The following is a 23,535-nucleotide window of genomic DNA, read 5'->3' on the forward strand; positions in this document are numbered from 1 at the left end:
GCTACTTCTGTATTTGACTGCTGCGTTTTACGGTCTAATCGACGCATGGATCGCTTCAAGGCCATGCAGACCTTCGTTCAGATCGCCGACCAGGGCAGCATGACCCGTGCCGCCGAGGCGCTGGGCGCCTCGCTGCCCGCGGTGGTGCGCGCGCTGGCCGCGCTCGAGGCGCACCTGGGCGTGCGGCTGTTCCACCGCACCACGCGCCGGCTGTCGCTCACCGAAGAGGGCCGCCACTACCTGCCGAGCGCGCGCGACGTGCTGCTCGCGGCCGACGCCGCCGACCTCGCGCTGAGGGCCGAGGCCAGCGAGCCCGCGGGCCAGCTCACCATCACCGCGCCGGTGCTGTTCGGCCACATGTACGTGGCGCCCGCCATCGTGCGCTTCATGCAGCGCCACGAGAAGGTGCGCTGCAGCGTGCGGCTGTACGACCGCAGCGTGAACCTGCTGGAAGAAGGCATCGACGTGGGCATCCGAATCAGCCCGCTGGAAGACTCGTCGCTGGTGGCGCAGACGCTGGGCACCATCCGCCGCGTGGTGGCCGCGAGCCCGGCCTACCTGGCGCAGCACGGCGTGCCGCGGCATCCGCGCGACCTGGAAGGCGCGCCCTGCGTGCGCGGCCGGGTCGACATGCCGTCGCAGTGGGTGTTCCGCGAGGGCGGCAAGGCCATCGGCGTGACACCGAGCGTCCGGCTGGAGTTCAACCACAACGCCCCGGCCATCGAGGCGTGCGCGGCGGGCATGGGCTTCGGCACCTTCTTCTCGTACCAGGTGATGCCGCACGTGGCGCAGGGACGGCTCGCGCTGGTGCTCGAAGACTTCGAGCCGCCGCCGCGCCCGGTGAGCGTGATCTACCCGAACGCGCGGCTGCTGCCGGCGCGCACGCGGGCGTTCATCGCGTGGATGAAGACGGAGTTCAGCGGGCTCAGGCTCTAGCCGGGGCCGCCGGCCCCGCCGGGGGCAGCGGATGGCAGCAGGAAGGGCGCGAGCCAATCCGGTTGCGGCGGCTCGCGGCTGTCGTGCAGGCAGATTTCGGAATCCTGCTTCAGCAGCGGCCAGCCGTCGTGCGCGAGCTGGTCCGTCAATGCCTGCACGCGCGCGCTGAACTCGGCCCACGGCTCGCGGCTGCACAGCGTCACGAAGCAGGTGTCGGCGTCCTCGCGCAGGCTGTCGCGCGACAACTGCGCGCCATGCACCTCGCACAGGCGCCGCAGGTCGGCCATGTCGTGCAGCTGGCGCAGCTTGCCGCGCCACTCGAAATACCGGCCCGGGTGGCCGAAGCGTTCGGAGTCCTGCACCGGGGCGTCGACCTTCACGTCGAGCACGGCCATGCCCGCATGCGCCAGCCACTGCGCCAGCGCCATCGCCTCGGCCCGGGCCTCCTCGAGATCGGCGCGCAGCCAGGCCGTGGCCGAAGGCTGCCGTTGCTGCACCCCGTGGTGGTGGTCGATCAGCAGCGGCCGCAGCCCGACCTGCTCGCACGTCGCGACAAAAAGGGGAATCTGGGAATCGTGCAGCGCGCCGCAGGTCAGGTGCAGTTCCAGCATGCCCTTCATCGCGCCACCGCCGGTTCAGGCAGCGGCTTGCCGTCGCACAGCGCGGCAGCGTCGAGGGCCATGCCGTGCACCGCCTCTTCGAGCCCGAGGTTCAGCACCGACATGAACTCCCCGTTGCCGCTGGCGAAGTTGGTGCGCGTGCCCATGCCGTGGTACTGCCGGCTCGCAGTCTTGCCTTCGGGCAGGCGGAAGCTCACCTGGAGCACGACGTGAGAGACGAGGTTCAGGCCCGCCGACCACGCGTGCGCCAGGCGCAGCGCCACGTCCGCGGTGACCTGCCCCGTGCCGCCGTTTGCAGCGGGTTCGCCGAGCACCGGCTGGAACCCGTAGCGGCGGGTCGACTGCAGCGCGCCGCGCGTCCACGCCGTGGCGTCGCCGCTGCGCAGCGACTGCACCGAGCGGGGCGTGGCATGCACCGTGGGCAGCATCACGGTGAGGTTGCCGGCATTGGCCTTGTTGCTGCGCAGGTCCTCGACGGCCGGCAGGTACAGCGTGCAGCTGCGCACCAGCCGCTGCGATGCGACCGGCGCGCCGTCGGGCCGCTCGGCCGGTTCGGATGCGGGCTCGAACACCATGGGCAGCGGCTCGCTCTCGGTGACCGCACGCGACAGGCCCGGCAGGGCGCACAGCGCGGCCAGGGCCAAGGCGGTTCCTCGCCCGGCCGTCATGGCGCGGCGCTCCGCACCGAATACAGGGCGCCGTCCTGGTCGCGGAACAGCACGCGCCCGGGTTGTTCGTCGAAGCCGGCGCCGGCCAGCGTCACCCACGAGCCGTTGACGTTGAAGCGTGCGGACTTCACGCCGGCGGCACGGGCGCCGTCGATGTCCCTCGCCACGGCGTGCAGGGTCTGCGTCAGCGACTCGCGCATCACGCTGCGCAGCACCTGGCCGTCGTTGGCCGTGAGCCGGCGGATGACGGCGGCGCGCGCCGTGCCGCCGATGGGCGTCTGGAAGATGACCGCGGTGCGGTAGCTCGGCTCGCTGCGCCCGTCCTGCCACAGCAGGGCGGTGGTGCGCGTGGTGAAGGCGCCCAGGCCGGGCTCCAGCGCGTACTGCAGCAGCAGCACCATGTAGCCGGGGCCGTCCCTGGTGGCGGCGATCCGGGCCTCGTGCTCGGCCTTCGGCGGCATGGCTGCCAGCACCTGCGAGGAGCGGACTTTCAGAGGGAACGCGGTCGGCTCGGCCAGCGCCGCATCCAGCGCCTTGCCGGCCTCCACGCGGTAGTCGTAGTCCAGCAGCGGCCCGACGATGGCCTGCACCTCGGCGCTCATGTCCTTCTGGCGCGACTGCTGCACCGAAGAGTCGATGATTGCGCCGATGAGCCCGCCGCCCATGGCCGCGCTCACGCCGGGGGCCTGCGCGGAGAACATGAAGCTCTCCTGCGCGACGACCACGCGCACGTCGACCGCCTGGACCTTGCCGCGGTCCGCGGCGGCCAGGGGCCGATGAAAGGGGGCGCAGGCGCCGAGCAGCAGCAACACCGACAGCGCAAGCCAGAAACGCAGCATCGTTGGGCCTCCCGCCGCGAAATGCAAACTGGCGTCGATTGTGCCGTCGGCCAAGGGCCCAGGTTGCGCGACTTGTCCATCGATGCAAGCAAGGGGAACGGCTGTTGCGTGCCTGCGTCAGAATGGCCGCGTGCCACCCTCCTCACCGTCTTCCCCTCCCCCGCTCTTTCACGTCAGCCACCTGCGCAAGCGCTATGGCGACACCACCGTGGTGGACGACCTGTCGTTCGAGATCGCGCCGGGCGAATGCCTGGGCGTGATCGGCCCGAACGGCGCGGGCAAGACCACCACCATCCGCATGTGCCTTGGCCTCACCGCGCCCGACGGCGGCGAGATCTCCGCGCTGGGCATGCAGATGCCGCGCGACGCGCTGGCCATCAAGGCGCAGCTGGGCGTGGTCACGCAGTTCGACACGCTGGACCCCGACTTCAGCTGCGCCGAGAACCTGGTGGTGTACGGCCGCTACTTCGGCTTCGCCAAGGCCCAGGTGCGCGAGCGCGTGCCGCAGCTGCTGGAGTTCGCGGCGCTCTCGCACAAGGCCGACGCGAAACCGGGCGAGCTGTCGGGCGGCATGCGCCGGCGCCTGTCGCTGGCGCGCGCGCTGGTCAACGACCCCAAGCTGCTGCTGCTCGACGAGCCCACCACCGGCCTCGACCCGCAGGCGCGCCACCTGATGTGGGAGCGGCTGCAGGTGCTGCTGCAGCAGGGCAAGTCGATCCTGCTGACCACGCACTTCATGGACGAGGCCGAGCGCCTGTGCTCGCGCCTGCTGGTGCTCGACCACGGCCGCAAGATCGCCGAAGGCAAGCCGCGCGACCTGATTGCCGAGCACCTGGAGCCCGACGTGGTCGAGGTGTACGGCAACGGCGCGGTGGCGCTGGCCGAGTCGCCCGCGCTGAAGGCGATGGCCGCACGGGTGGAGGTCAGCGGCGAGACCGTGTTCTTCTACACGCAGGATGCGCGGCGCCTGCTGGATGCGCTCACGCAGCACGGCGGGCTGCGCACCTTTCACCGGCCGGCGAACCTGGAAGACCTTTTTCTGAAGCTCACGGGTCGGCAAATCCGCGAGGACGGTTAGACCATGAACACGACAACTCCCGCTACCACGCCTTCCACGCCTTCGGTGTGGCGCGCGCCCGAGCTCTCCATGCGCTGGTGGCCCGTGTTCCTGCGCAACCTGCTGGTGTGGCGCAAGCTGGCCATTCCGAGCCTGATCGGCAACATCGCCGAGCCGCTGATCTGGCTGGTGGCCTTCGGCTACGGCATGGGCGCGCTGGTGGGCCAGGTGGCGGTGGACGGCGTGAAGGTGCCCTACATCCTGTTCCTGGCCAGCGGCTCGATCTGCATGAGCGCCATGAACGCGGCCAGCTTCGAGGCGCTGTACTCGGCCTTCTCGCGCATGCATGTGCAAAAGACCTGGGACGGCATCATGAACGCGCCGGTGGGGCTGGACGACATCGTGCTGGCCGAGATGCTGTGGGCGGCTTTCAAGTCGATCTTCACCGTCACGGCCATCCTGTTCGTGATGCTCGGGCTGGGCATCAGCCACAGCCCCAAGCTCGTCGTCGCGTGGCTGGTGCTCATCGGCGCGGGCATCACCTTCTCGTCGATCGCGCTGATCTTCAACGCGCTGGCCAAGGGCTACGACTTCTTCACCTACTACTTCACGCTGTTCATGACGCCGATGATGTTCCTGAGCGGCGTGTTCTTTCCGCTGGAACAACTGCCCTCGGCCGTGAAGGCGGTGGCCGCCTGGTTGCCGCTGACCAATGCGGTGGCGCTGGTGCGCCCGCTGTTCATGGACCAGTGGCCGGCCGACTGGTGGCTGCACGCGGGCGTGCTGGCGGTGTATGCGGTGGCGGCGTTCTGGCTCGCGCTGGCGCTCACGCGCAAGCGGTTCAGGGGCTGAAGGGCCGGCGAAACGGGCCGTCCCACCGGCGCGTCAGGGGCTGTAACCGGGGCGGCCGGCGCGGGTCTTCGGTGTAGACTGCCAGGTTTTTCGGACTGCGGTATCTGGCTGTATGGCGCAAGTTTCAGGGCGCACAGGATTCAACGGCTCGGCGCTCGTTCGCTTGCTTTCACGGCTCTCCGAAGTCGACGTTCGCGAACCCCGGCAAGTCACCGCCGACCGGCTGAGCCAATGGTTCGGGTGGACCGACGCCATCTCTCTTTCTGCCGCATTGAACGGCAACCCGGCGGCCTCGCCGTCCGGTACACGCGCGTCCTCCAACGCAGAAGAAAACGAATGTAACCGCGTGCGCGCCGCGCTCACGAGCGCCATCGCGCAGGACAGCACCTTCCTGCCGGCACCGGCCTCCACGCTGTTCACCAAGGCCACGCCGTCCAAGGACACCGCCATCGACACTCCGGCCGCACCGACCGCCCCCCTCGACTTCGCACCCTACCGGCAGCGCTACCTGGCCCGCCAACAGGCGATGGACGCGGCCGTGGGCCCATTGCGCGGCCGGCTGCGCGCCAGGCTGGCGGGCACGTCGAGCGCCATGGCGCGGCTGGCCGGGGTGGACGTCGTCATGGAGCAGGTGCTCGGTGCGCAGGAGCGCAGCCTGCTGGCCACCGTGCCCACGCTGCTCGAAAAGCATTTCAAGCGCCTGCGCCAGGCCGCGCCCGACGGCTGGCTCGACGCCTTCCACCGGGACGCACGCGACGTGCTGCTGGCCGAACTGGACCTCCGATTTCAACCGGTCGACGGGCTGCTCGAAGCCCTTCGCACCAGGCACAAAGACCTTCCTCCATGAACAGATTCCTTCATCACGCGGTCCTTGCCGCAGGCCTGGCCATCGTGGTCTGGGCCGGCGCGGGCTACATCGGCTCGAACCCGCTGGCGCTGGGCGTCACGGTGCTCGTCGGCGCGTTCTACATCATGGGCGCGCTGGAGCTGCACCGCTTCCACCAGGCCACGTCCACGCTGACGAAGGCCGTGGCCGACCTGTCCGCGCCGCCGGCCCACCTGGGCGCGTGGCTGGCCCAGCTGCACCCTTCGCTGCAGAACGCGGTGCGCCTGCGCGTCGAAGGCGAGCGCGTGGGCCTGCCCGGCCCGGCGATGACGCCGTACCTCGCGGGCTTCCTCGTGCTGCTGGGCATGCTGGGCACCTTCCTGGGCATGGTCGTCACGCTCAAGGGCACGGGCATCGCACTGGAAAGCTCGACCGACCTGCAGTCGATTCGCGCCTCGCTGTCCGCGCCGGTGAAGGGCCTGGGCCTGGCGTTCGGCACCTCGGTGGCGGGCGTGGCCGCATCGGCCATGCTGGGCTTTGCCTCGGCGCTGAGCCGGCGCGAACGCATGCAGGCCGGGCAGTTGCTCGACACGAAGATCGCGACCACGCTGCGCCCCTACTCGCAGGTTCACCAGCGCGAAGAGTCCTTCAAGCTGCTGCAGCGCCAGGCCGAGGCCATGCCCGAGCTGGTCGGCCAGCTGCAGGCCGTGATGGCGGCCATGGAGCGGCAGAGCCTGGCGCTCAACGAGCGCCTCGCCGCGGGGCAAGACGACTTCCACAGCAGGACCGAGGCCGCCTATATCGGGCTGGCCGCGTCGGTCGACAAGTCGCTGCAGCACAGCCTGACGGAAAGCGCGCGCATCGCGAGCGCGGCGATCCAGCCGGTGGTCGAGGCCACCATGGCGGGCATCGCGCGCGAGACGGCCTCGCTGCACGACACGCTCGCGCAGACCGTGCAGCAGCAGCTCGACGGGCTTTCCACCCGCTTCGAGGCCACCACCGGCCGTGTGGCCGACACCTGGAAGCTCGCACTCGCAGAGCACCAGCGCACGACCGAGGTGTTGTCCAGCGATGTGCGCGGCGCGCACGACCGCCTGGCCGAGGCCTTCGGCGAGCGTTCGGCCGCGCTGGTCGATAGCGTGGCGGCGCGGCTCGAAGGCACCGTGGCCACCGTGTCCGACACCTGGGGCGGCGCACTCGCGCAGCACCGGCTCGCGAGCGAGAAGCTGTCCGCCGACACGCAGCAGGCGCTGACGGCCGCGGCCGCCACCTTCGCGCAGCACTCGGCCTCGCTGCTGGGCAGCGTGGGCCAGGCGCACACCGACCTGCAGACAGAACTCGCGTCGCGCGATGAACAGCGGCTCGCCGCATGGACGCAGTCGCTGGCGTCGATGGCCGGAACGCTTCAAAAAGAGTGGCAGCAAGCCGGCGCCCGCACGCTGGGCCAGCAGCAGCACCTGCTGGACACCATGGCGCAGACCGCGCGCGACATGTCGGCCCAGACCGAAGCGCACGCGAAGAACACCACCGCGGAAATCGCGCAGCTGCTGCAGGCCGCCGCCGAGGCGCCCCGCGTCGCGGGCGAAGTGATGACCGAGCTGCGCCAGAAACTCGCCGACAGCATGGACAGCTGGCAGGCCACGCTGGCCGAGCACCAGCGCACGACCGAGACACTGTCCGCCGATGTGCGCGGCGCGCACGACCGCCTGGCGCAGACCTTCGGCGAGCGCTCGGGCGCGCTGGTCGACAGCGTTGCGGCGCGGCTCGAAAGCGCCGTGGGCGGCGTGGGCCAGGCACACGCCGAACTGCAGACGAAGCTGGCGTCGCACGACGAACAGCGCCTGTCCGCATGGACGCAATCGCTCGCGTCGATGGCGCAGGCGCTGCAGCACGAATGGCAGCAGGCCGGCGCGAACACGCTCGGCCAGCAACAGCAACTGCTGGAGACCATGGCGCAGACCGCACGCGAGATGTCGGCACAGAACGACGCGCATGCGAAGCGCACCACCGCCGAGATCGCCCAGTTGCTGCAGGCGGCTGCGGAGGCGCCGCGCGTCGCGGCCGACGTGGTGGCCGAACTGCGCCAGAAGCTGTCGGACAGCATGGCGCGCGACAACGTGATGCTGGAAGAACGCAGCCGCATCCTGGACACGCTGTCCACGCTGCTGGACGCCGTGAACCACGCCTCCACCGAGCAGCGTGCGGCGGTCGATTCGCTGGTGGCCGCGTCGGCCGACGTGCTGGAGCGCGTGGGCAGCCGCTTCACCGAGAAGATCGACGAGGAAACGCACAAGATGTCGGCCGTGGCCGCGCAGATCACCGGCGGCGCCGTCGAGGTGGCCAGCATGGGCGAGGCCTTCGGCTTCGCGGTGCAGCTGTTCAGCGAGTCGAACGACAAGATGGCCGCGCAGCTGCAACGCATCGAAGGCGCGCTGGGCAAGTCGATCTCGCGCAGCGACGAGCAGCTCGCCTACTACGTGGCGCAGGCGCGCGAGGTGATCGACCTGAGCATCATGTCGCAGAAGCAGATCGTCGAAGACCTGCAGCGCATCGCCGACCGGCAGGCCGCCGTGGGCAGCGAAGCGTGATGCAGGACGAGCTCGACGGCGGCACCCACGGCGTGGACGGCGCAGGGCCCGGCGTGCCGGTGTGGGCAGTGTTCGGCGACCTGATGTCGGGGCTGCTGGGCGCGTTCGTGCTCATCCTGGTGTGCGCGCTGGGCATGCAGCTCGAACTGGCCAGCAAGCTGGAGACCGAGGTGCAGCAGCGCCAGGCCGAGGCCAAGCGCCGGCAGACGCTCGAAGAGGCGCTGGCGGGGCCGCTGGCCGCCGGCCGCGTGACGCTGAACAACGGGCGCATCGGCATCAGCGGCAACGTGCTGTTCGCCTTCAACTCCGCCGACCTGCAGCCCGAAGGCCGGCAGCTGCTCAAGAGCCTGGCGGGCCCGCTGGCCGCGTACCTGCGCTCGCGCGACGAGATCCTGATGGTGAGCGGCTTCACCGACGACCGGCAGATGCGCGACAACGCACGCCAGTTCGCGGACAACTGGGAGCTGTCGGCACAGCGCGCGCTGACCGTGACGCGCGCGCTGATCGAATCCGGCGTGCCATCGTCGTCGATCTTTGCCGCGGCTTTCGGCGCCGAGCAGGCGGTGGCCTCGAACGCCGACGCCGACGGCCGCTCGAAGAACCGGCGCGTGGAGATGGCGCCGACGCCCCGGCCCTCGCGCTCCGGCACGGGCACGAAGGCCCGTGAGTAAGGACGCGGCACCCGACGCAGGCGCGGCGCTGGCTGCGTGGCGCGAGCGTGGCGACGACCGATTCGACCCTGTGCGCTTTCGCTTCATCGAGGCGATGGCGCGCCGCGCTGACGCACACGACGGCGAAGCACGGCGCATGCTCGACGAGCGGATCGCCCGGCTGCTCGCGGCGTACGGCGAGGCGCTCGACAAGCGGCTGGCCGCGATCGCCCCGCCGGAAGACGCATCGCTCGCCCGCAGCGCGTTCGCAGACCTCATCGACCACCTCGCGCAGCATGCGCCGCCCGCCGGCGAAGGCCTTGCCGCGACCGGTGCCACCCCCGACCTGAAGGCCGTCACCTACTTCCGCAGCACCTGGTCCAAGCTCAGCGCCGACCGGCGCCTCACGCAGTCGCTGGCCAAGGTGCCGGACAACGCCGGCCCGCTGAACTCGCACCACCTGGTGCACCGCGCGCTCATCCTGATGCGCGAGCTGTCGCCGGAGTACCTGAACCGGTTCATGTCCTACGTCGATTCCCTGTTGTGGATCGACCAGGCCAATGGCAGCATGGCAGCCGCGGCGGCAGCGAGCACGCCGCGCGCCGACCACCCGAAGAAAACCGGCCGAGAGAAAACGGGCCGCGGCAAGCCGGCCTGAACGCGGCGGGCCTGCCGCTGAAACCGACGCTTTCAATTTTATATTGCACGCAATTCAATTGCTCACTACAATTCAACCCATGCGCTCCACCCCGGTCACCGCCGACGACATGCTCAAGCTGGACAACCAGCTGTGCTTTGCGGTCTATTCCGCCTCGCTGGCCATGACGCGCCTGTACAAGCCGCTGCTCGAAAAGCTACAGCTCACCTACCCGCAATACCTCGTCATGCTCGCCCTCTGGGAGCAGGACGGCCACACCGTCTCCGCGCTCGGCGAGCGGCTGTCGCTCGACTCGGGCACGCTCACGCCGCTGCTCAAGCGCCTCGAGGCCAATGGCTACGTGAGCCGCGTGCGCGACGTGGCCGACGAGCGGCGCGTGCACATCACGCTCACCGCCGCGGGCCGCAAGCTGAAAACCAAGGCCGCCAACGTGCCGGCCTGCCTTCTGGCCGCCACCGAATGCTCGGTGCCGGAACTCATTGCGCTCACGCAGCAGATCCAGACGCTGCGCGACCGCATCAAGAAAGCCGCGTAGCGCCTCCACGCGCGGCGAACGTTCACCCCGTCCCTTCACTTCACTTCATCAAAGGAAATCACCATGACCACCAAGCTCGACAAAGTGCTCTACACCGCAGAAGCCCACACCGTCGGCGGCCGTGACGGCGCAGGCAAGTCCAGCGACGGCGCCATCGACGTCAAGCTGAGCTCGCCCGGCTCCGGCAAGCCCGGCACCAACCCCGAACAGCTGTTCGCGGTCGGCTACGCCGCCTGCTTCATCGGTGCAATGAAGGCTGTCGGCCCGAAGATCGGCGTGAAGGTGCCGGAAGACGTCGCCATCGACTCCAGCGTTTCCCTCGGCCCGACGAACGGCGGCGCCGCTTACGGCATTTCCGTGAAGCTGGCGATCACGCTGCCGGGCCTGGATGCCGACGCCAAGCAGAAGCTGGTCGACACCGCGCACCAGGTGTGCCCGTACTCGAACGCGACCCGCGGCAACATCGACGTCGAACTCACCATCGCCTGAGTTCACGCTCGGTGCATGAAGGGCGGCCCGGCAACGGGCCGCCTTTTTTTGTGCCCGCCGATGTCTCACGGGTGACGCCGGAACGCGCCGCACGGTAGCGCCTTTCATCCAGCTTGGCTAACGTCGCGGGCACATCCACTGCCGGAGCTTCACCCATGAGCACGACCAGCCTCCTGATTCGCAAAGACCAGCTCGCCACCACGCGCCTGCACACCGCCGACGACGAAGCCCTGGCCGACGGCCAGGTGCGCGTGCGCATCGACAGCTTTGCGCTCACGTCGAACAACATCACCTACGCCGCCTTCGGTGATGCGATGAGCTACTGGCAGTTCTACCCGACCGGTGAAGAAGGCTGGGGCAGCATCCCCGTGTGGGGCTTCGCGAGCGTGGTGCAGTCGCTGCACCCCGGCGTGGCGGTGGGCGAGCGGCTGTACGGCTACTGGCCCATGGCCTCCAGCGCGGTGCTCAGCCCCGGACGGCTTTCGCCGGAACGCTTCGCCGACATGGCCGAGCACCGCGCGGCATTGCCGGCCGTCTACAACCAGTACTTCCGCTGCGCGAGCGATGCGCTCTACACGGCCGGCACCGAAGACATCCAGGCGCTGCTGCGCCCGCTGTTCATCACCTCGTGGCTCATCGACGACTTCATGGCCGACAACGACTTCTTCGGTGCGAAGACGATGCTGCTGTCGAGCGCTTCGAGCAAGACGGCCTACGGCACCGCATTCCAGCTGCACCAGCGCGAGGGCATCGAGGTGATCGGCCTCACGTCGCCCGCCAACGTCGCCTTCTGCGAAAGCCTGGGCTGCTACGACCGCGTGCTGACCTACGACGCACTGGACAGCATCGCGGCCGACACGCCCTGCGTGTACGTCGACTTCGCGGGCAACGGGGCGCTGCGCAACGCGGTCCACGAACGCTTCGTCGACCTGAAGTACAGCAGCTCCATCGGCGGCACGCACGTCGAGCAGCTCGCGGCCAAGGGCGCGGGCAAGAACCTGCCCGGCCCGCGCGCCACGCTGTTCTTCGCGCCGGCGCAGATCAAGAAGCGCACGGCGGAGTGGGGCGCGGACGAATTCGGCAAGCGCATGGTCGCGGCCTGGCACGCATTCATCGCCGAGGTCACGCACGCCAAAGGCCCCTGGCTGCATGCCGAACATCACCATGGCGGCGAGGCAGTGGTTGCCGCCTATGCGCAGGTGCTCGCGGGCAAGGGCGACCCGCGCAGCGGCCATGTCCTTTCTCTTTACAAACAACCTGTAGGCGCCTGAGACCGCGGGGCGCCGTGTGGCGACAATCGCCGCATGACCCTTTCCTCTGCAGCGCCCGCGAACACCCATCCTTACGAGAGCCTCACGCCCGACGTGGTGCTCGACGCGCTCGCGACGCTCGGCCTGTACGGCGACGGCCGGCTCACGGGCCTGAACTCCTATGAAAACCGGGTCTACCAGGTGTTTCTGGAAGACCGCAGCGCGGTGGTGGTCAAGTTCTACCGCCCCGGCCGCTGGAGCGAGGCAGAGATTCTCGAAGAGCACGGCTTCTCGCTCGAACTGGCTGCCGGCGAAGTGCCGGCCGTGCCGCCCTTGGCCTTTGACGGCAAGACCCTGCACCACCACGCCGGCTTCGCCTTCAGCGTGAGCCCGTACCGCGGCGGCCGCTCGCCGGAGCTCGACGACTTCGAGGTGCTCGAATGGGTGGGCCGCTTTCTGGCGCGCATCCACACCGTGGGCAGCGCGAAACCTTTCGAAGCCCGCCCCGCGCTCGACCTGCAGACCTTCGGCCTCGATTCGCGCGACTGGCTGCTGGAAAACGACAAGATCCCGCTGGACATGCAGCGCGACTGGGAAAAGACCTGCAACGAGGCGCTGGACATGGTGCGCGCCACAGCGCTTGCGCTGCAGCCGCCGGCCTCCGAATTCAAGCCGCGCAAGCTGCGCCTGCACGGCGACGTGCACCCCGGCAACATCCTGTGGACACCCACCGACCGCCCGGGCGGCGGCCCGCACTTCGTCGACCTGGACGACGCGCGCACCGGCTTCGCCGTGCAGGACCTGTGGATGCTGCTGTCGGGCGACCGCGCGCAGCGCACCTCGCAGCTGTCGGGCCTGCTCGACGGCTACGAGCAGTTCCGCGAATTCGACCGGCGCGAGCTGGCGCTGATCGAGCCGCTGCGCACGCTGCGGCTCATTCACTACAGCGCATGGCTGGCGCGGCGCTGGGAAGACCCGATCTTTCCGATCAACTTTCCGTGGTTCGGCTCCAGCGACTACTGGAAGGGCCAGATCCTGGTGCTGGAAGACCAGTGCGAGCAGATGGCGGAAGAGCCGCTCTACGCCTGAAGCTTCGCGGCGGCCTCGATGCTGTCGGCCACGCCTTGCAGCAGCCGCTCGACCAGCACATTCGCCGGGCCCGAGCGCCAGATGCCATAGGCCTCCGACTGCGCCACCTCCCGGTCGAGCGGGCGAAACACCGCGCCGCGCAGCGCCGAATGCCGCATCGCCTGCGGCACCAGCGCCACGCCCAGCCCCTGCGACACCAGCGACACCACCGCCAGCCAGTGGCGCACCTCGTGGCGCACCTCGGGCAAAAAGCCCGCGTCGGCGCAGATCGACAGGATGCGCTCGTGGTAGTCGGGTGAGGCCTCGCGCGAGAACAGCACGAAGGGCTGGTCGCGCAGGTCGGCCGGGGCCAGCACCCGCTTGCGTGCCAGCGCATGGCCCGCCGGCAGGCAGGCCACGAAGGGCTCGGACAGCAGCAGCCGGTGCTGCAACTCCAGCGGCACGCGGCGCGTGTGGGCAAAGCCCAGGTCGAGCCGGTCGTTCAGCAGCTCGGCGATCTGCACGCCGGAGTTGAGCTCGCTCAGGGTGATGCGCACGGCCGGGTGCTTCGCCTGGAACGTGCGCAGCGCCTGCGGCAGGCCCCGGTACAGCATGGCGCCGACGAAGCCGATGCGCAGCCGCCCCGCCGAGCCCAGCGCCACGTCGCGCGCCTCGATGGCGGCTTCTTCGGCCTGCAGCAGCACGCGCCGCGCCGAGATGCGCAGCGCGTCACCCGCGGGCGTGAGCCGCACCTCCTTGCTGTTGCGCTCGAACAGCCGCGCGCCCACCGACTCCTCGAGCTGCCGGATCGCCACCGACAGCGGCGGCTGCGAGATCGACAGGCGCCGCGCCGCCCGCCCGAAGTGAAGCTCTTCGGCGAGCACGGAGAAATAGCGCAGGTGCCGCAGTTCCATGGATAGTCAGATCGAATAGAACAAGACCAAATCGATATTAGACACAGATCGTCGCGGCTTCAACAATGCGGTGAACCCAGGAGACAAAACGCATGTCCGAGAACGCCGCCGCCATCACCGGTGCCGCGCCAGCAGCCGCGCACGCCCATCCGATTCCCGACCGCCACGGCCAGAACCTGTTCAGCACCGACACCGAGCTGCACGCCCTGCTCGCGCTGTACCTGCCCGACGACCTGCGCCGGCACATGCAGCCGCACTTCGAGCGCCTGGGCGGCCTGGCGGGCGGCCTGCTCGACGAGCTGGCCGGCACTGCCGACCGCAACCCGCCCACGCTGAAGCAGCGCACGCGCACCGGGCTGGACGAGCAGAAGGTCGTCAAGCACCCGGCCTACGTGGAAATGGAGCGCCTCGCGCTCAGCGAGTTCGGCCTGGCGGCCATTTCGCACCGCGACGACACGCTGGGCTGGCAGGGCAAGATGCCGCCGCTCGTGAAATACGTGCTGACCTACCTGTTCGTGCAGGCCGAGTTCGGCCTGTGCTGCCCGGTGTCGATGACCGACTCGCTCACGCGCACGCTGAAGAAGTTCGGCACGCCCGAGCTGGTCGCCCGGTACCTGCCGCGCCTGACCTCGCTCGACTTCGACGAACTGGCCCAGGGCGCGATGTTCATGACCGAGCAGGCCGCCGGCTCCGACATTGCCGCCACCGCCACGCTCGCGCACCAGGAAGCCGACGGCAGCTGGCGCCTGACCGGTGACAAGTGGTTCTGCTCCAACCCCGACGCCGACTTTGCGATGGTGCTCGCGCGCGCCGACGATGGCCTGGCGGGCATGAAGGGCGTGTCGCTGTTCCTGCTGCCGCGCCGGCTGGACGACGGCAGCCTGAACCACTACCGCATCATCCGTTTGAAAGACAAGCTGGGCACGCGCTCGATGGCCAGCGGCGAGATCCGCCTCGAGGGCGCGGTCGCGTACCTCGTGGGCGAGGCCGGTCGCGGCTTCGTGCAGATGGCAGACATGGTCAACAACTCGCGCCTGTCGAACGGTGTGCGCGCCGCGGGCCTGATGCGCCGCGCGGTGGCCGAGGCGGAGTTCATCGCTTCGGAGCGCCGCGCCTTCGGCCGCACGCTGGAACAGATGCCGCTGATGCAGCGCCAGCTCGACAAGCTGCGCCTGCCGGCCGAACAGGCGCGCACGATGGTGTGCCAGACGGCGCTGGCGCTGGCCCGCTCCGATGCCGCCGAGCCCGATGCCTACGCGCTGCTGCGCATCCTCACGCCGCTCATCAAGTTCCGCGCCTGCCGCGATGCGCGCAAGGTGACGGGCGACGCGATGGAAGTGCGCGGCGGCTGCGGCTACATCGAGGAGTGGAGCGACGCGCGGCTGGTGCGCGATGCGCACCTGGGCTCGATCTGGGAAGGCACCAGCAACATCGTGGCGCTGGACGTGATTCGCGCGGTGAAACGCGAAGGCTCGCTGCCGGTGCTGCGTGCGCACTGCGAGAAGCTGCTCGACGACGCGGCGCTCGCGCCCGGCTTCACCTGGGCCTTGCGCGATGCGTTCGCACGCGCCGCGGCCCTGACCGAGACCGCCGCACGCGAAGGCGGCGACGTGCTCGCACGGCAAGCCGCGTCCGCGCTCTACCACTGCACCAGCGCCATCGCCATGGCCTGGGAGGCGGCACGCAGCGGCTCCGCACCGCGCCTGCGCTGGTCGCAGCTGGTGCTGCTGCACCGCGTGCTGCCGCGCGACCCGCTCTCGCCTGACGCCATGCCTGAGGAATGGAACACGACCACCACCGCCGAACGCAACGCCACGGCGCTTGCCTGAGACTTTCGCCCGACAAAAGAAACGGAGACTCCCTTGAAACGCTCGACCTTCCTGCTGGCCGCCTGCGCCGCCACCTTGCTCACCGCATTGCCAGCCGCACAAGCGGCCGATGCCTTCCCTTCCAAGCCGCTGACGCTGGTCATCCCCTTCCCGCCCGGCGGCCCCACCGACGCGATGGCGCGCACGCTGGCCGCCGAGATGAAAGACCGCCTGGGCCAACCCATGATCGTGGAGAACCGCGCGGGCGCGGGCGGCAACATCGGCGCCGAGTACGTGGCCCGTGCCGAGGCCGACGGCCACACGCTGATGTTCGGCACCTCGGGCCCGCTGGCCATCAACAAGAGCCTGTACCGCAAGATCAACTACGACCCGGTGAAGAGCTTTGCGCCCGTCATCCAGGTCGGCTACCTGCCCAACATCCTGGTGGTGAACCCGGCCCTGCCGGTGAAGAACGTGCCCGAACTCGTGGCCTATGCCAAGGCCAACCCGGGCAAGCTGAGCTACGCCTCCTCGGGCAACGGCGCCTCGTCGCACCTGGCGGGCGTGCTGTTCAACTCCGTGGCCGGCACCGACCTGCAGCACATCCCGTACAAGGGCACCGGCCCGGCGCTCAACGACCTGCTGGGCAACCAGGTGAGCATGACCTTCACCGACATCCTCACCGCGCTGCCGTACGTCAAGGCCGGCAAGCTGCGCGCGCTGGGCGTGGCCACCGTCGCGCGCTCGCAGGCGCTGCCCGACGTGCCGACCATTTCCGAGCAGGGCTACAAGGGCTACGACGTGAGCGTGTTCTTCGGCATCGTCGCGCCGGCCGGCACGCCTGCGGACCGCATCGCCAAGCTCAACCACGCGTTTGCGGAGGTGTTGAACTCGCCGAAGGTCAAGCAGATGTTCGCGTCCCAAGGTCTAGAGGCGTCGGCCGATACGTCGCCGCAAAAGCTCGGGCAGTTCATTGCCGCGGAGTCTGTGAAGTGGAAGGACGTGGTGCAGAAGTCTGGGGCGCAGCTCGACTGATTTGCGGCCGCTTACACGGAACACCGAAATGACCCAAGCCCAAGGCGCCCTCGCAGGCATCCGCGTCCTCGACATCTCCCGCATCCTCGGCGGCCCGTACTGCGGCCAGATCCTCGGCGACCACGGTGCCGACGTGCTCAAGGTCGAGCCGCCTCAAGGGGACGACACACGCACCTGGGGCCCGCCCTTCAAGGAGGGCGTGGCCTCGTACTACCACGGCCTGAACCGCAACAAGCGCGTGCAGCACCTCGACTTCTCGACCGAGGAGGGCCGCGACGCACTGCTCGCGCTGGTGGCCGAGGCCGACGTGCTGATCGAGAACTTCAAGACCGGCACCATGGAACGCTGGGGCATCGGCTACGAGACGCTGTCGAAGCGCTTTCCGCGGCTGGTGTGGTGCCGCGTGTCGGGCTTCGGCGCCGACGGCCCGCTGGGTGCGCTGCCCGGCTACGACGCCGCCGTGCAGGCCATGACCGGCATCATGAGCATCAACGGCGAGGCCGACGGCGGACCGCTGCGCGTGGGCCTGCCGGTGGTCGACATGGTGACCGGGCTCAACGCGGTGATCGGCGTGCTGCTCGCGCTGCAGGAACGCAACCGCAGCGGCCGCGGGCAGTTCGTGGAGGCGGCGCTGTACGACAGCGGCCTGTCGCTGCTGCACCCGCATGCGGCCAACTGGTTCATGGACGGCACCGAGCCGCGCCGCACCGGCAACGCGCACCCCAACATCTACCCCTACGACGCGCTCGCCACCGGCACCGACCCCGTGTTCGTGGCCGTGGGCAACGACCGCCAGTTCGCCAGCCTGTGCCGCTGCATCGGCCTGCCCGAACTGTCGGACGATCCGCTCTACCGCACGGCCGGTTCCCGCTCCGTGCACCGCGACGGCCTCAAGCAGCAGCTCGAGGCCGCGATGGCCGCGTTCGACGGCCGCGCGCTGGTCGACCAGCTCATGGCCGCCGGCGTGCCCGCCGCGCCGGTGCTGCCGGTGGACGCCGCGCTGCAGCATCCGCACACGCTGCACCGCGAGATGGTGGTCGAGATGCCGGGCGGCTACCGCGGCATCGGCGCGCCGGTGAAGCTGAGCCGCACACCGGCAAGCTACCGGCATGCGCCGCTCACGCCGGGCGATGCCTTCCTGCCACTGGACACCGCCGCGGAATAATCAACGAAACATTGACGATCGTCCGCGCCCGATGCCGTAGTACGCGATGCCCGCGGACTCGGCCTGCGCCGCGTCGTAGAGGTTGCGGCCGTCGAAGAGGGCCGGCGTGCGCAGCGCCTGCGCAATGCGCGCGAAATCGGGCTGGCGGAACTCCGGCCACTCGGTGACCAGTGCCAGCGCATCGGCGCCCTGCAGCGCCTCGTGCGCCGTGGCGCACCAGCGCACGTCGCCGCGCTCGCCGACGATGCCGCGCGCGGCGGACATCGCCGCCGGGTCGTAGACCTGCACGCGCGCGCCGGCCGCCCACAGGCGCTCCAGCAGCACCAGGCTCGGCGCGTCGCGCATGTCGTCGGTGTCGGGCTTGAAGGCCAGCCCCCACACCGCGATCGTCTTGCCCGCGATGCGGCCTTCGAAGTGGTGCGCCATCAGCTCGAAGAGACGCCCCTTCTGCGCATGGTTCGTCGCCTCCACCGCCGAGAGGATGCGCAGCGTGTGTCCGTCGCGCTCGGCCATGCGCTTCAACGCCCGCACGTCCTTCGCGAGGCACGAGCCCCCGTAGCCCGCGCCCGCCTGCAGAAAGTCGGGCCCGATGCGCCGGTCCGCACCGATGCCGCGCCGCACGCTGTCGATGTCGGCACCCGCCTGCTCGGCCACGCGCGCCATCTCGTTCATGAAGCTGATGCGCGTGGCCAGCATCGCGTTGGCGGCGTACTTGGTGAGCTCGGCGGAGCGGCGGTCCATCACCAGCAACTGCTTCGGGTCGCGGATGAAAGGTGCGTAGAGCCGGGTCAGCAGGTCGATGGCCCAGGGGTCCTGCGAGCCGATCACGATGCGGTCGGGCTGGCGGCAGTCGCGCACCGCCGAGCCTTCGCGCAGGAACTCGGGGTTCACCGCCACCGCGATGCGGTGGTGAGCGCCGCGTTGGGCCAGCTCGCCGGCCAGCACGGCCTCGACCTGGTCGGCCGTGCCCACGGGCGCGGTCGACTTGCACACGACCAGCGCCTCGCGGTCGCGCAGCCGCCCGATGCCGGCGGCCACGGCCATCACATGGCGCAGGTCGACGCGCCCCTGCGCATCGGCCGGCGTGTGGACCACGATGAAGATCACCTCGCCGTGCAGGCAGGCCGCGTGCGCGTCGGCGGTGAAGCGCAACGTGCCGGCGGCCAGGCCGGCCGCCACCAGCGCCTCCAGGTCCGGTTCGTGCAACGGCATCAGGCCGCGCTGCAGGCCCTCGACGCGCGCCAGGTCCGCGTCCGCGCACAGCACCTCGTGGCCCGCCTCGGCCAGGCTGGCGGCGAAGCTCAGGCCCACGTAGCCGGCGCCGAAGAGGCTGACTTTCATGGGCAGGCCCTTGATGTGGCGCAGTGGCCGCTGGCGCGGTTGTGCGATAAAAGCAGGATGGAAACCTTCAAAACCATGTCCGGACAGGAAAATTCGATGATGCCCCATCAAGTTGCCGCGCATTGCGCACTGGTCCTGGAAACCAACAACCTGCGCGGCGGGGCGGACGCCGAGGCCCAGGCAAGCACCAGCCTGCAGCGCCTGGTCGCCCTGCTGGCGAAGCAGAAGCTGCCGCTCAGCGCACTGGCGCAGGTGGTCGTCACGCACGACGGGCTGAGCCCCGCCACCTGCGAGGCCGTGAGCGCGCTCGCGGGCCGCCCGGTCGACTTCGTGCGCATCGACACCACCACCGGCTACTACGACGCCAAGAACGTCGGCTTCGAGGCCACCGATGCGCAGCGCTGCACCCATGTGGTGTTCGCCGACGCCGACTGCCTGCCCGACGACGACTGGCTGCTGCAGATGCTGCTGCCGTTCACGCAGGCCGATGCGCCCGCCGTGGTCGCCGGGCGCACCAGCTACGCGGCCAACGTGGTGGGCACCGCGCTGACGACCATCGACTTCATGTACTTTCCCAACGCGGACCACGCCGGCGCCACGAGCAACTTCTACGCGAACAACGTGGCCTTCCGCCGCGAGGTGTTCGCGCAGCACAGCTACCAGGCGCTGGACGGCGTGTACCGCGCGCACTGCCAGGTGCTGGGCATGCGGCTGAAGGCGGCCGGCGTGCCCATTCACTACGCGGCCCTGGCCCACACCGAGCACCGCCTGCCCGACACGCGCGCCGAGGCGCTCAAGCTGCGCTGGATGCGCGGGCAGGACACCTATTCGCTCACGCCGCACCTGCTGCGCAGCTATGTGTCGCCGCGCTGGCAGTGGCTGGCCCGGAGCGGGCCGATCGGGCCGCTGGCCGTGCTGTTCACGCGGCTGGGATTCAGCGTGAAGGCGCTGAACCACCAAGACCTTCCACCGCTGCGCGGTGTGCGCTGGCTGGCGGGCGTGGCGCTCATCGTGGGCTTCTCGGCGGTCGACATGCTGGGCGCGTTCGCGCGCGGCATCGGCTGGCACACCACCGGGCGCACCCATGCGGACGCACAGGCGCTGTCCTATCACCGCCCCTGAGCGCTGCCCTTCTCCCGCAGAAGAACAACAAGACAAGACCATGCCCATCCGCTCTTCCTTCACCGCCCGGCGCGTCAACCGGCGCATTGCGCTGGGCCTCGCGCTCGCGGGCGCCTGCTCGCTGGCCGGCGCCGCCGACTTCACCGGCCGCGGCGTCTTCCACTTCAGGTCCGACGCGGGCTGCCCCTTCGCCGCGCTGGCAGGCGCCGGCAACGACTGCAACCGCCTCGCGCTGGACGACCCCGACACCCGCGCCGCGCTCGACGGCGCGGCACACACCATTCGCTTCACCAACACGCGCAGCTACGCCGAGAAGACCATCGTCGGCGACGTGCTGCTGCAGGGCTCCGGCCAGGCGCGCAGCGGCCAGCGCGTGCCGCTGAGCTTCCATGCGCTGCTGAGCCGCTCGGGCACCGACTGGTCGGTGAGCAGCCATGCGCACTCGCCCATCGGCGACGAGTTCAGCGACATTCGCATCGACCCGTACCAGGTGGCGGTGAACGACGCCGGCGCCGAGCGGGTGATGCTCACGGCCGACCAGGTCGTCGCCGCGCTCGCCAGGCCCTCGCTCACCGCGCGGCTGGCCAACGTGCTGGTGCAGGTGGACGACAACCGCACCGGCGGCGCGAAGGACGCCGACATCACCATCGGCCTGGGCCTGGGCAAGGCTTCGAAGTCGGTGGCGCGTGCGCGCTTCCGTGCGCCGGCCGCCAGCGGCCGCGCGCTGGCCGATGCGATGCAGCAAGGCAACTGGACGCTGGAGCTGCAGGCGCTGAGCGGCCAGATTCCGCGCCAGGTGGTGCAGCGCGACCTGTTCCTGTACGGGCTCGAGTCGCAGGCGCTGCTGCAGCCGCTGTTGCAGCGCGGCTTCCACAAGAACGAGAAGCTGGTGCTCGGCGCCGCCAACGGCAAGGGCTACGTGCGCTACGACGGGCAGCAGCGCGAGTTCGCGGGCGCCGACGCGGCCGCGCGCGCCTTCCTGCAGGACAGCTTCATCGGGCTGGTGCTGGGCTGGCAGCAACAGCAGCAGCCGCCCGTGCAGGCCACGAGAGCGGACACCGAGAGAGCGAAGGCCGATGGACGCTGACCCTTCCATCGCCGCGCCGGGCTTCGACTGCCTCGCCCCGCCCGCGCTGCGCGGCTGGCCGGCGCTGCAGGCACGGCTGGTGCACCACGTGAAGCGTGCCGCGTTGCGCCAGCTGCACGCGAGCAACGCGGGCGAGATGCTGCTGCTGCGCTTCTACCTGGTGGGTGAGGAATCGTCCGAGCAGGCGCTGCAGCGCGAGCTGCGCATCGCCCCGCCCGACTGGCTGGTGCGCCAGCTCGACCAGCACCTGGCCGACGAGCAATTGCACGCGCGCCTGTTCGCGCAGGCCATCGTCGAACGCGGCGGCCACGCACAAGCCGCCGCATCGCCCGAAGAGGCGCCGCAGCCCGACTGGCTGAGCCGGCGCAAGCTGGCGCGCTGGCAGGCGCTCATTCGCCGCCATGCGCCGCACTTCGCGCACGGCGGGCTGGTGCCGGCCTATGCCATCGGCCTGTCGGCCGAGCAGATGGCCTCGCGCATCCTGCAGCGGCATTGCGCGCTGATCGGCGAGCAGCATGCGCTGCACCCGCTGCTGGCACGCGTGCTGGCCGACGAAGACCGCCACATCCGCCTGTGCAGCCACACGCTGCAGCGCTGCGTGGCGCCGCACGAGCAGGCACGCCTCGCGCAGCTGATGCGCGAGGTGCGCGACACCGAGCGCGGCTTCGGCATCACCGGCGCGCTGGGCATGTGGCTCGCCGGCGCGGCCCTGCGCCTGCGCCCCGGCGCGGCGCGGCCGATGCACGCCTGAGCGATGCCCCCGCGCATCGTCTACCTCGCGACCGCGGACGCGCGCGGCCACCTGATGCGCGCGCAGTTGCTCACGCACGCGCTGCGCGCGGCCGGCGCGCAGGTGCAGGTGCTCACCACGTCCGACGAGGGCGCGCGCTTCCTTGCCGGCTTCGGCATCGACGCGCCGGTGCTCTCGTGCCACTACGCAGTGCAGTTCGACACGCAGCAGAACATGCTGCGCCGCGAGACCGACCGCAACGTGGCGCACTACATGTTCCGCCCCGGGCGCATGCTGCGCGACGTGTGGCGGCTGCGCGCGCATTTCCGCGAGGCGGACCTGGTGGTGAACGACTCCTTCCATCCCGCATTGCTGCTGATGGGCTGGCTGCCGTTCTGGCGGCGCAAGGTGGTGCATGTGTATGGCGCCAGCCTGCGGCGCGCGCTGGAGACGAACTTCCAGGGGCGCATCCCGGGTCCGGTTGCCAAGGTGTTCGGCGGCATCGTGGCCTGGCAGATCGACCGCAGCCGCGCGCGCATCGAGCATGACTTCGCCTACGGCGAGCCGCAGCACGACGGCCGCGGCCGCCACCGGCTGGCCACGCCGGTCGCGGTGGTCGATGCGGTGGACCGCAGCGATGCGGCGCAGCACGTGGCGGCCGTCTACCTCAATCCGCATTTCGAAGACCCGGCGCTGGCCGACGGCCTGGAACAGGGCCTGGACGGCGCGGGCGTGTCGGCGCACCTGGTCGGCGAGGGCTATGCCCGGCGAGCGCACTGGCATGCGCGCGACGAGCACTGGATCGAGGCGGCCGCGCACAGTGCCTTCATCGTTTCCGCGCCGGGCATGGCGGCGCTGTCGATCGCGTCGGTCTACCGCAAGCCCATCCTGCTGCTGCTGACGGACCAGCCCGAGCAGGCGATGAACGCGGGGCGCGCGGCGCAGCTGGGCCTGACGCACCGCGTGGTGGTGTGGCGTGGCGATGCACGGAAGTTCGCGCGCGCCGTAGCTGCGGCGGCGGGTGAATTGCTGGCCTTGCCGCAGAGCCCTTCGAATTCCAACGAAGGCAGGCAGGGGGCCATTGAACGGCTCCGGCATTGGACTGTGCTACTGATCGACCTTGCCGCGCAGTCGCGCACTCCGTGACACTGCGTTAACAGTCCGCGCCCGCCGCCAGCACGCAGTGGCTGAGGTCGGCCGCACGATAACGGGTGCTTTCGCAATCAACGCGCGAGCGTTCGTGAAATGGGTCACAGCGCGTCGACCAGGACTCGCCGACGCGCTCCTAAACTCGGCG

General features: G+C 70.0%; 23 protein-coding genes. 18 read left to right on the top strand and 5 right to left on the bottom strand.

The features are described from left to right. The first annotated feature begins 45 nt into the window (after positions 1–45). Positions 46–936, top strand: coding sequence for a LysR family transcriptional regulator (locus AC0IYU_RS23250; RefSeq protein ID WP_472121529.1), 891 nt, complete (start codon positions 46–48; stop codon positions 934–936). Here AC0IYU_RS23250 and AC0IYU_RS23255 read toward each other — a convergent pair. Genes AC0IYU_RS23255 through AC0IYU_RS23265 form a run of 3 tightly spaced genes read right to left on the bottom strand, consistent with a single transcriptional unit; the run spans position 933 to position 3,063 of the window. Beyond that, positions 933–1,556 (bottom strand): hypothetical protein, encoded by a 624-nt coding sequence (locus AC0IYU_RS23255; protein WP_472121532.1) that lies wholly within the window; start codon positions 1,554–1,556, stop codon positions 933–935. The two genes, AC0IYU_RS23250 and AC0IYU_RS23255, sit on opposite strands and share 4 nt — an antisense overlap. Next, entirely contained in the window at positions 1,553–2,200 is a 648-nt protein-coding gene (locus tag AC0IYU_RS23260; protein ID WP_472121534.1) for a hypothetical protein, read from the bottom strand. Before AC0IYU_RS23260 ends, AC0IYU_RS23255 begins: the two co-directional genes overlap by 4 nt. A 20-nt stretch (positions 2,201–2,220) precedes the next feature. Beyond that, complete coding sequence (locus AC0IYU_RS23265; RefSeq protein ID WP_472121536.1) at positions 2,221–3,063, bottom strand: hypothetical protein; 843 nt, start codon at positions 3,061–3,063, stop codon at positions 2,221–2,223. Between the two features lie 82 nt (positions 3,064–3,145). On the opposite strand from AC0IYU_RS23265, the gene AC0IYU_RS23270 reads away from it, so the two are divergent. From AC0IYU_RS23270 to AC0IYU_RS23315, 10 genes are all read left to right on the top strand, one after another. Continuing rightward, positions 3,146–4,141 carry an ATP-binding cassette domain-containing protein gene (locus tag AC0IYU_RS23270; protein WP_472121539.1) on the top strand — a complete coding sequence of 332 codons (996 nt, stop codon included), beginning with the start codon at positions 3,146–3,148 and terminating at the stop codon, positions 4,139–4,141. A 3-nt stretch (positions 4,142–4,144) separates the two neighbouring features. Further along, the gene (locus tag AC0IYU_RS23275; protein WP_472121542.1) at positions 4,145–4,972 is read left to right on the top strand and encodes an ABC transporter permease; all 828 of its coding nucleotides are present in this window, start codon (positions 4,145–4,147) and stop codon (positions 4,970–4,972) included. 112 nt (positions 4,973–5,084) lie between these two features. Continuing rightward, positions 5,085–5,819, top strand: coding sequence for a DUF3348 domain-containing protein (locus AC0IYU_RS23280; protein WP_472121545.1), 735 nt, complete (start codon positions 5,085–5,087; stop codon positions 5,817–5,819). Then, the gene (locus AC0IYU_RS23285; RefSeq protein ID WP_472121548.1) at positions 5,816–8,386 is read left to right on the top strand and encodes a DUF802 domain-containing protein; all 2,571 of its coding nucleotides are present in this window, start codon (positions 5,816–5,818) and stop codon (positions 8,384–8,386) included. The genes AC0IYU_RS23280 and AC0IYU_RS23285 overlap by 4 nt, the downstream gene beginning before the upstream one ends. Beyond that, entirely contained in the window at positions 8,386–9,057 is a 672-nt protein-coding gene (locus AC0IYU_RS23290; RefSeq protein ID WP_435437614.1) for an OmpA family protein, read from the top strand. The genes AC0IYU_RS23285 and AC0IYU_RS23290 overlap by 1 nt, the downstream gene beginning before the upstream one ends. Next, on the top strand, positions 9,050–9,694 hold the full coding sequence (locus tag AC0IYU_RS23295; RefSeq protein WP_472121551.1) for a DUF2894 domain-containing protein: 645 nt from the start codon (positions 9,050–9,052) through the stop codon (positions 9,692–9,694). The genes AC0IYU_RS23290 and AC0IYU_RS23295 overlap by 8 nt, the downstream gene beginning before the upstream one ends. Before the next feature lie 79 nt (positions 9,695–9,773). Then, a complete protein-coding gene (locus AC0IYU_RS23300) occupies positions 9,774–10,229 on the top strand; it encodes a MarR family winged helix-turn-helix transcriptional regulator (protein ID WP_435437612.1) in 456 nt (151 codons plus the stop codon). A 63-nt stretch (positions 10,230–10,292) separates the two neighbouring features. Next, positions 10,293–10,718 (top strand): organic hydroperoxide resistance protein, encoded by a 426-nt coding sequence (locus AC0IYU_RS23305; protein WP_435437611.1) that lies wholly within the window; start codon positions 10,293–10,295, stop codon positions 10,716–10,718. A 155-nt stretch (positions 10,719–10,873) separates the two neighbouring features. Further along, positions 10,874–11,989, top strand: a complete 1,116-nt coding sequence (locus AC0IYU_RS23310) for a DUF2855 family protein (protein ID WP_472121553.1) — start codon at positions 10,874–10,876, stop codon at positions 11,987–11,989. 33 nt (positions 11,990–12,022) lie between these two features. Further along, on the top strand, positions 12,023–13,057 hold the full coding sequence (locus AC0IYU_RS23315) for a serine/threonine protein kinase (protein ID WP_472121556.1): 1,035 nt from the start codon (positions 12,023–12,025) through the stop codon (positions 13,055–13,057). On the opposite strand, the gene AC0IYU_RS23320 is transcribed toward AC0IYU_RS23315, so the two are convergent. After that, positions 13,048–13,950: a LysR family transcriptional regulator gene (locus tag AC0IYU_RS23320; protein WP_472121559.1), complete on the bottom strand. Its 903-nt coding sequence runs from the start codon at positions 13,948–13,950 to the stop codon at positions 13,048–13,050. The genes AC0IYU_RS23315 and AC0IYU_RS23320 overlap by 10 nt on opposite strands. Positions 13,951–14,042: 92 nt before the next feature. Between AC0IYU_RS23320 and AC0IYU_RS23325 the strand changes: the two genes are divergently transcribed. From AC0IYU_RS23325 to AC0IYU_RS23335, 3 genes are read left to right on the top strand one after another with little or no spacing between them, the layout of a single operon-like run. Continuing rightward, a complete protein-coding gene (locus tag AC0IYU_RS23325; protein WP_472121562.1) occupies positions 14,043–15,779 on the top strand; it encodes an acyl-CoA dehydrogenase family protein in 1,737 nt (578 codons plus the stop codon). Between the two features lie 33 nt (positions 15,780–15,812). Then, positions 15,813–16,793, top strand: coding sequence for a Bug family tripartite tricarboxylate transporter substrate binding protein (locus AC0IYU_RS23330; RefSeq protein ID WP_472121565.1), 981 nt, complete (start codon positions 15,813–15,815; stop codon positions 16,791–16,793). 28 nt (positions 16,794–16,821) lie between these two features. Beyond that, positions 16,822–17,958: a CaiB/BaiF CoA transferase family protein gene (locus AC0IYU_RS23335; protein WP_472121568.1), complete on the top strand. Its 1,137-nt coding sequence runs from the start codon at positions 16,822–16,824 to the stop codon at positions 17,956–17,958. Here AC0IYU_RS23335 and AC0IYU_RS23340 read toward each other — a convergent pair whose 3' ends face one another. Further along, entirely contained in the window at positions 17,959–19,299 is a 1,341-nt protein-coding gene (locus AC0IYU_RS23340; protein WP_472121571.1) for a UDP-glucose dehydrogenase family protein, read from the bottom strand. 96 nt (positions 19,300–19,395) lie between these two features. On the opposite strand from AC0IYU_RS23340, the gene AC0IYU_RS23345 reads away from it, so the two are divergent. From AC0IYU_RS23345 to AC0IYU_RS23360, 4 genes are read left to right on the top strand one after another with little or no spacing between them, the layout of a single operon-like run. Further along, complete coding sequence (locus AC0IYU_RS23345; RefSeq protein ID WP_472121575.1) at positions 19,396–20,421, top strand: glycosyltransferase family 2 protein; 1,026 nt, start codon at positions 19,396–19,398, stop codon at positions 20,419–20,421. 40 nt (positions 20,422–20,461) lie between these two features. After that, a complete protein-coding gene (locus AC0IYU_RS23350) occupies positions 20,462–21,508 on the top strand; it encodes a hypothetical protein (protein WP_472121578.1) in 1,047 nt (348 codons plus the stop codon). Further along, positions 21,498–22,259: a hypothetical protein gene (locus AC0IYU_RS23355; protein ID WP_472121581.1), complete on the top strand. Its 762-nt coding sequence runs from the start codon at positions 21,498–21,500 to the stop codon at positions 22,257–22,259. The genes AC0IYU_RS23350 and AC0IYU_RS23355 overlap by 11 nt, the downstream gene beginning before the upstream one ends. A 3-nt stretch (positions 22,260–22,262) precedes the next feature. Next, complete coding sequence (locus tag AC0IYU_RS23360; protein ID WP_472121584.1) at positions 22,263–23,384, top strand: glycosyltransferase family protein; 1,122 nt, start codon at positions 22,263–22,265, stop codon at positions 23,382–23,384. The last annotated feature ends 151 nt before the right edge of the window (positions 23,385–23,535 follow it).

This window comes from Variovorax sp. AC103 (assembly GCF_979254005.1).

Bases quoted from the DNA above. Each gene is read 5' to 3' on its own strand.
- AC0IYU_RS23250 (WP_472121529.1), top strand. From the start codon at position 46: ATGGATCGCTTCAAGGCCATGCAGACCTTCGTTCAGATCGCCGACCAG.
- AC0IYU_RS23310 (WP_472121553.1), top strand. From the start codon at position 10,874: ATGAGCACGACCAGCCTCCTGATTCGCAAAGACCAGCTCGCCACCACG.
- AC0IYU_RS23335 (WP_472121568.1), top strand. From the start codon at position 16,822: ATGACCCAAGCCCAAGGCGCCCTCGCAGGCATCCGCGTCCTCGACATC.
- AC0IYU_RS23350 (WP_472121578.1), top strand. From the start codon at position 20,462: ATGCCCATCCGCTCTTCCTTCACCGCCCGGCGCGTCAACCGGCGCATT.
- AC0IYU_RS23355 (WP_472121581.1), top strand. From the start codon at position 21,498: ATGGACGCTGACCCTTCCATCGCCGCGCCGGGCTTCGACTGCCTCGCC.
- AC0IYU_RS23325 (WP_472121562.1), top strand. From the start codon at position 14,043: ATGTCCGAGAACGCCGCCGCCATCACCGGTGCCGCGCCAGCAGCCGCG.
- AC0IYU_RS23360 (WP_472121584.1), top strand. From the start codon at position 22,263: ATGCCCCCGCGCATCGTCTACCTCGCGACCGCGGACGCGCGCGGCCAC.
- AC0IYU_RS23290 (WP_435437614.1), top strand. From the start codon at position 8,386: ATGCAGGACGAGCTCGACGGCGGCACCCACGGCGTGGACGGCGCAGGG.
- AC0IYU_RS23255 (WP_472121532.1), bottom strand. From the start codon at position 1,556: ATGAAGGGCATGCTGGAACTGCACCTGACCTGCGGCGCGCTGCACGAT.
- AC0IYU_RS23315 (WP_472121556.1), top strand. From the start codon at position 12,023: ATGACCCTTTCCTCTGCAGCGCCCGCGAACACCCATCCTTACGAGAGC.
- AC0IYU_RS23270 (WP_472121539.1), top strand. From the start codon at position 3,146: ATGCAAGCAAGGGGAACGGCTGTTGCGTGCCTGCGTCAGAATGGCCGC.
- AC0IYU_RS23285 (WP_472121548.1), top strand. From the start codon at position 5,816: ATGAACAGATTCCTTCATCACGCGGTCCTTGCCGCAGGCCTGGCCATC.
- AC0IYU_RS23275 (WP_472121542.1), top strand. From the start codon at position 4,145: ATGAACACGACAACTCCCGCTACCACGCCTTCCACGCCTTCGGTGTGG.
- AC0IYU_RS23320 (WP_472121559.1), bottom strand. From the start codon at position 13,950: ATGGAACTGCGGCACCTGCGCTATTTCTCCGTGCTCGCCGAAGAGCTT.
- AC0IYU_RS23345 (WP_472121575.1), top strand. From the start codon at position 19,396: ATGATGCCCCATCAAGTTGCCGCGCATTGCGCACTGGTCCTGGAAACC.
- AC0IYU_RS23280 (WP_472121545.1), top strand. From the start codon at position 5,085: ATGGCGCAAGTTTCAGGGCGCACAGGATTCAACGGCTCGGCGCTCGTT.
- AC0IYU_RS23305 (WP_435437611.1), top strand. From the start codon at position 10,293: ATGACCACCAAGCTCGACAAAGTGCTCTACACCGCAGAAGCCCACACC.
- AC0IYU_RS23300 (WP_435437612.1), top strand. From the start codon at position 9,774: ATGCGCTCCACCCCGGTCACCGCCGACGACATGCTCAAGCTGGACAAC.
- AC0IYU_RS23340 (WP_472121571.1), bottom strand. From the start codon at position 19,299: ATGAAAGTCAGCCTCTTCGGCGCCGGCTACGTGGGCCTGAGCTTCGCC.
- AC0IYU_RS23265 (WP_472121536.1), bottom strand. From the start codon at position 3,063: ATGCTGCGTTTCTGGCTTGCGCTGTCGGTGTTGCTGCTGCTCGGCGCC.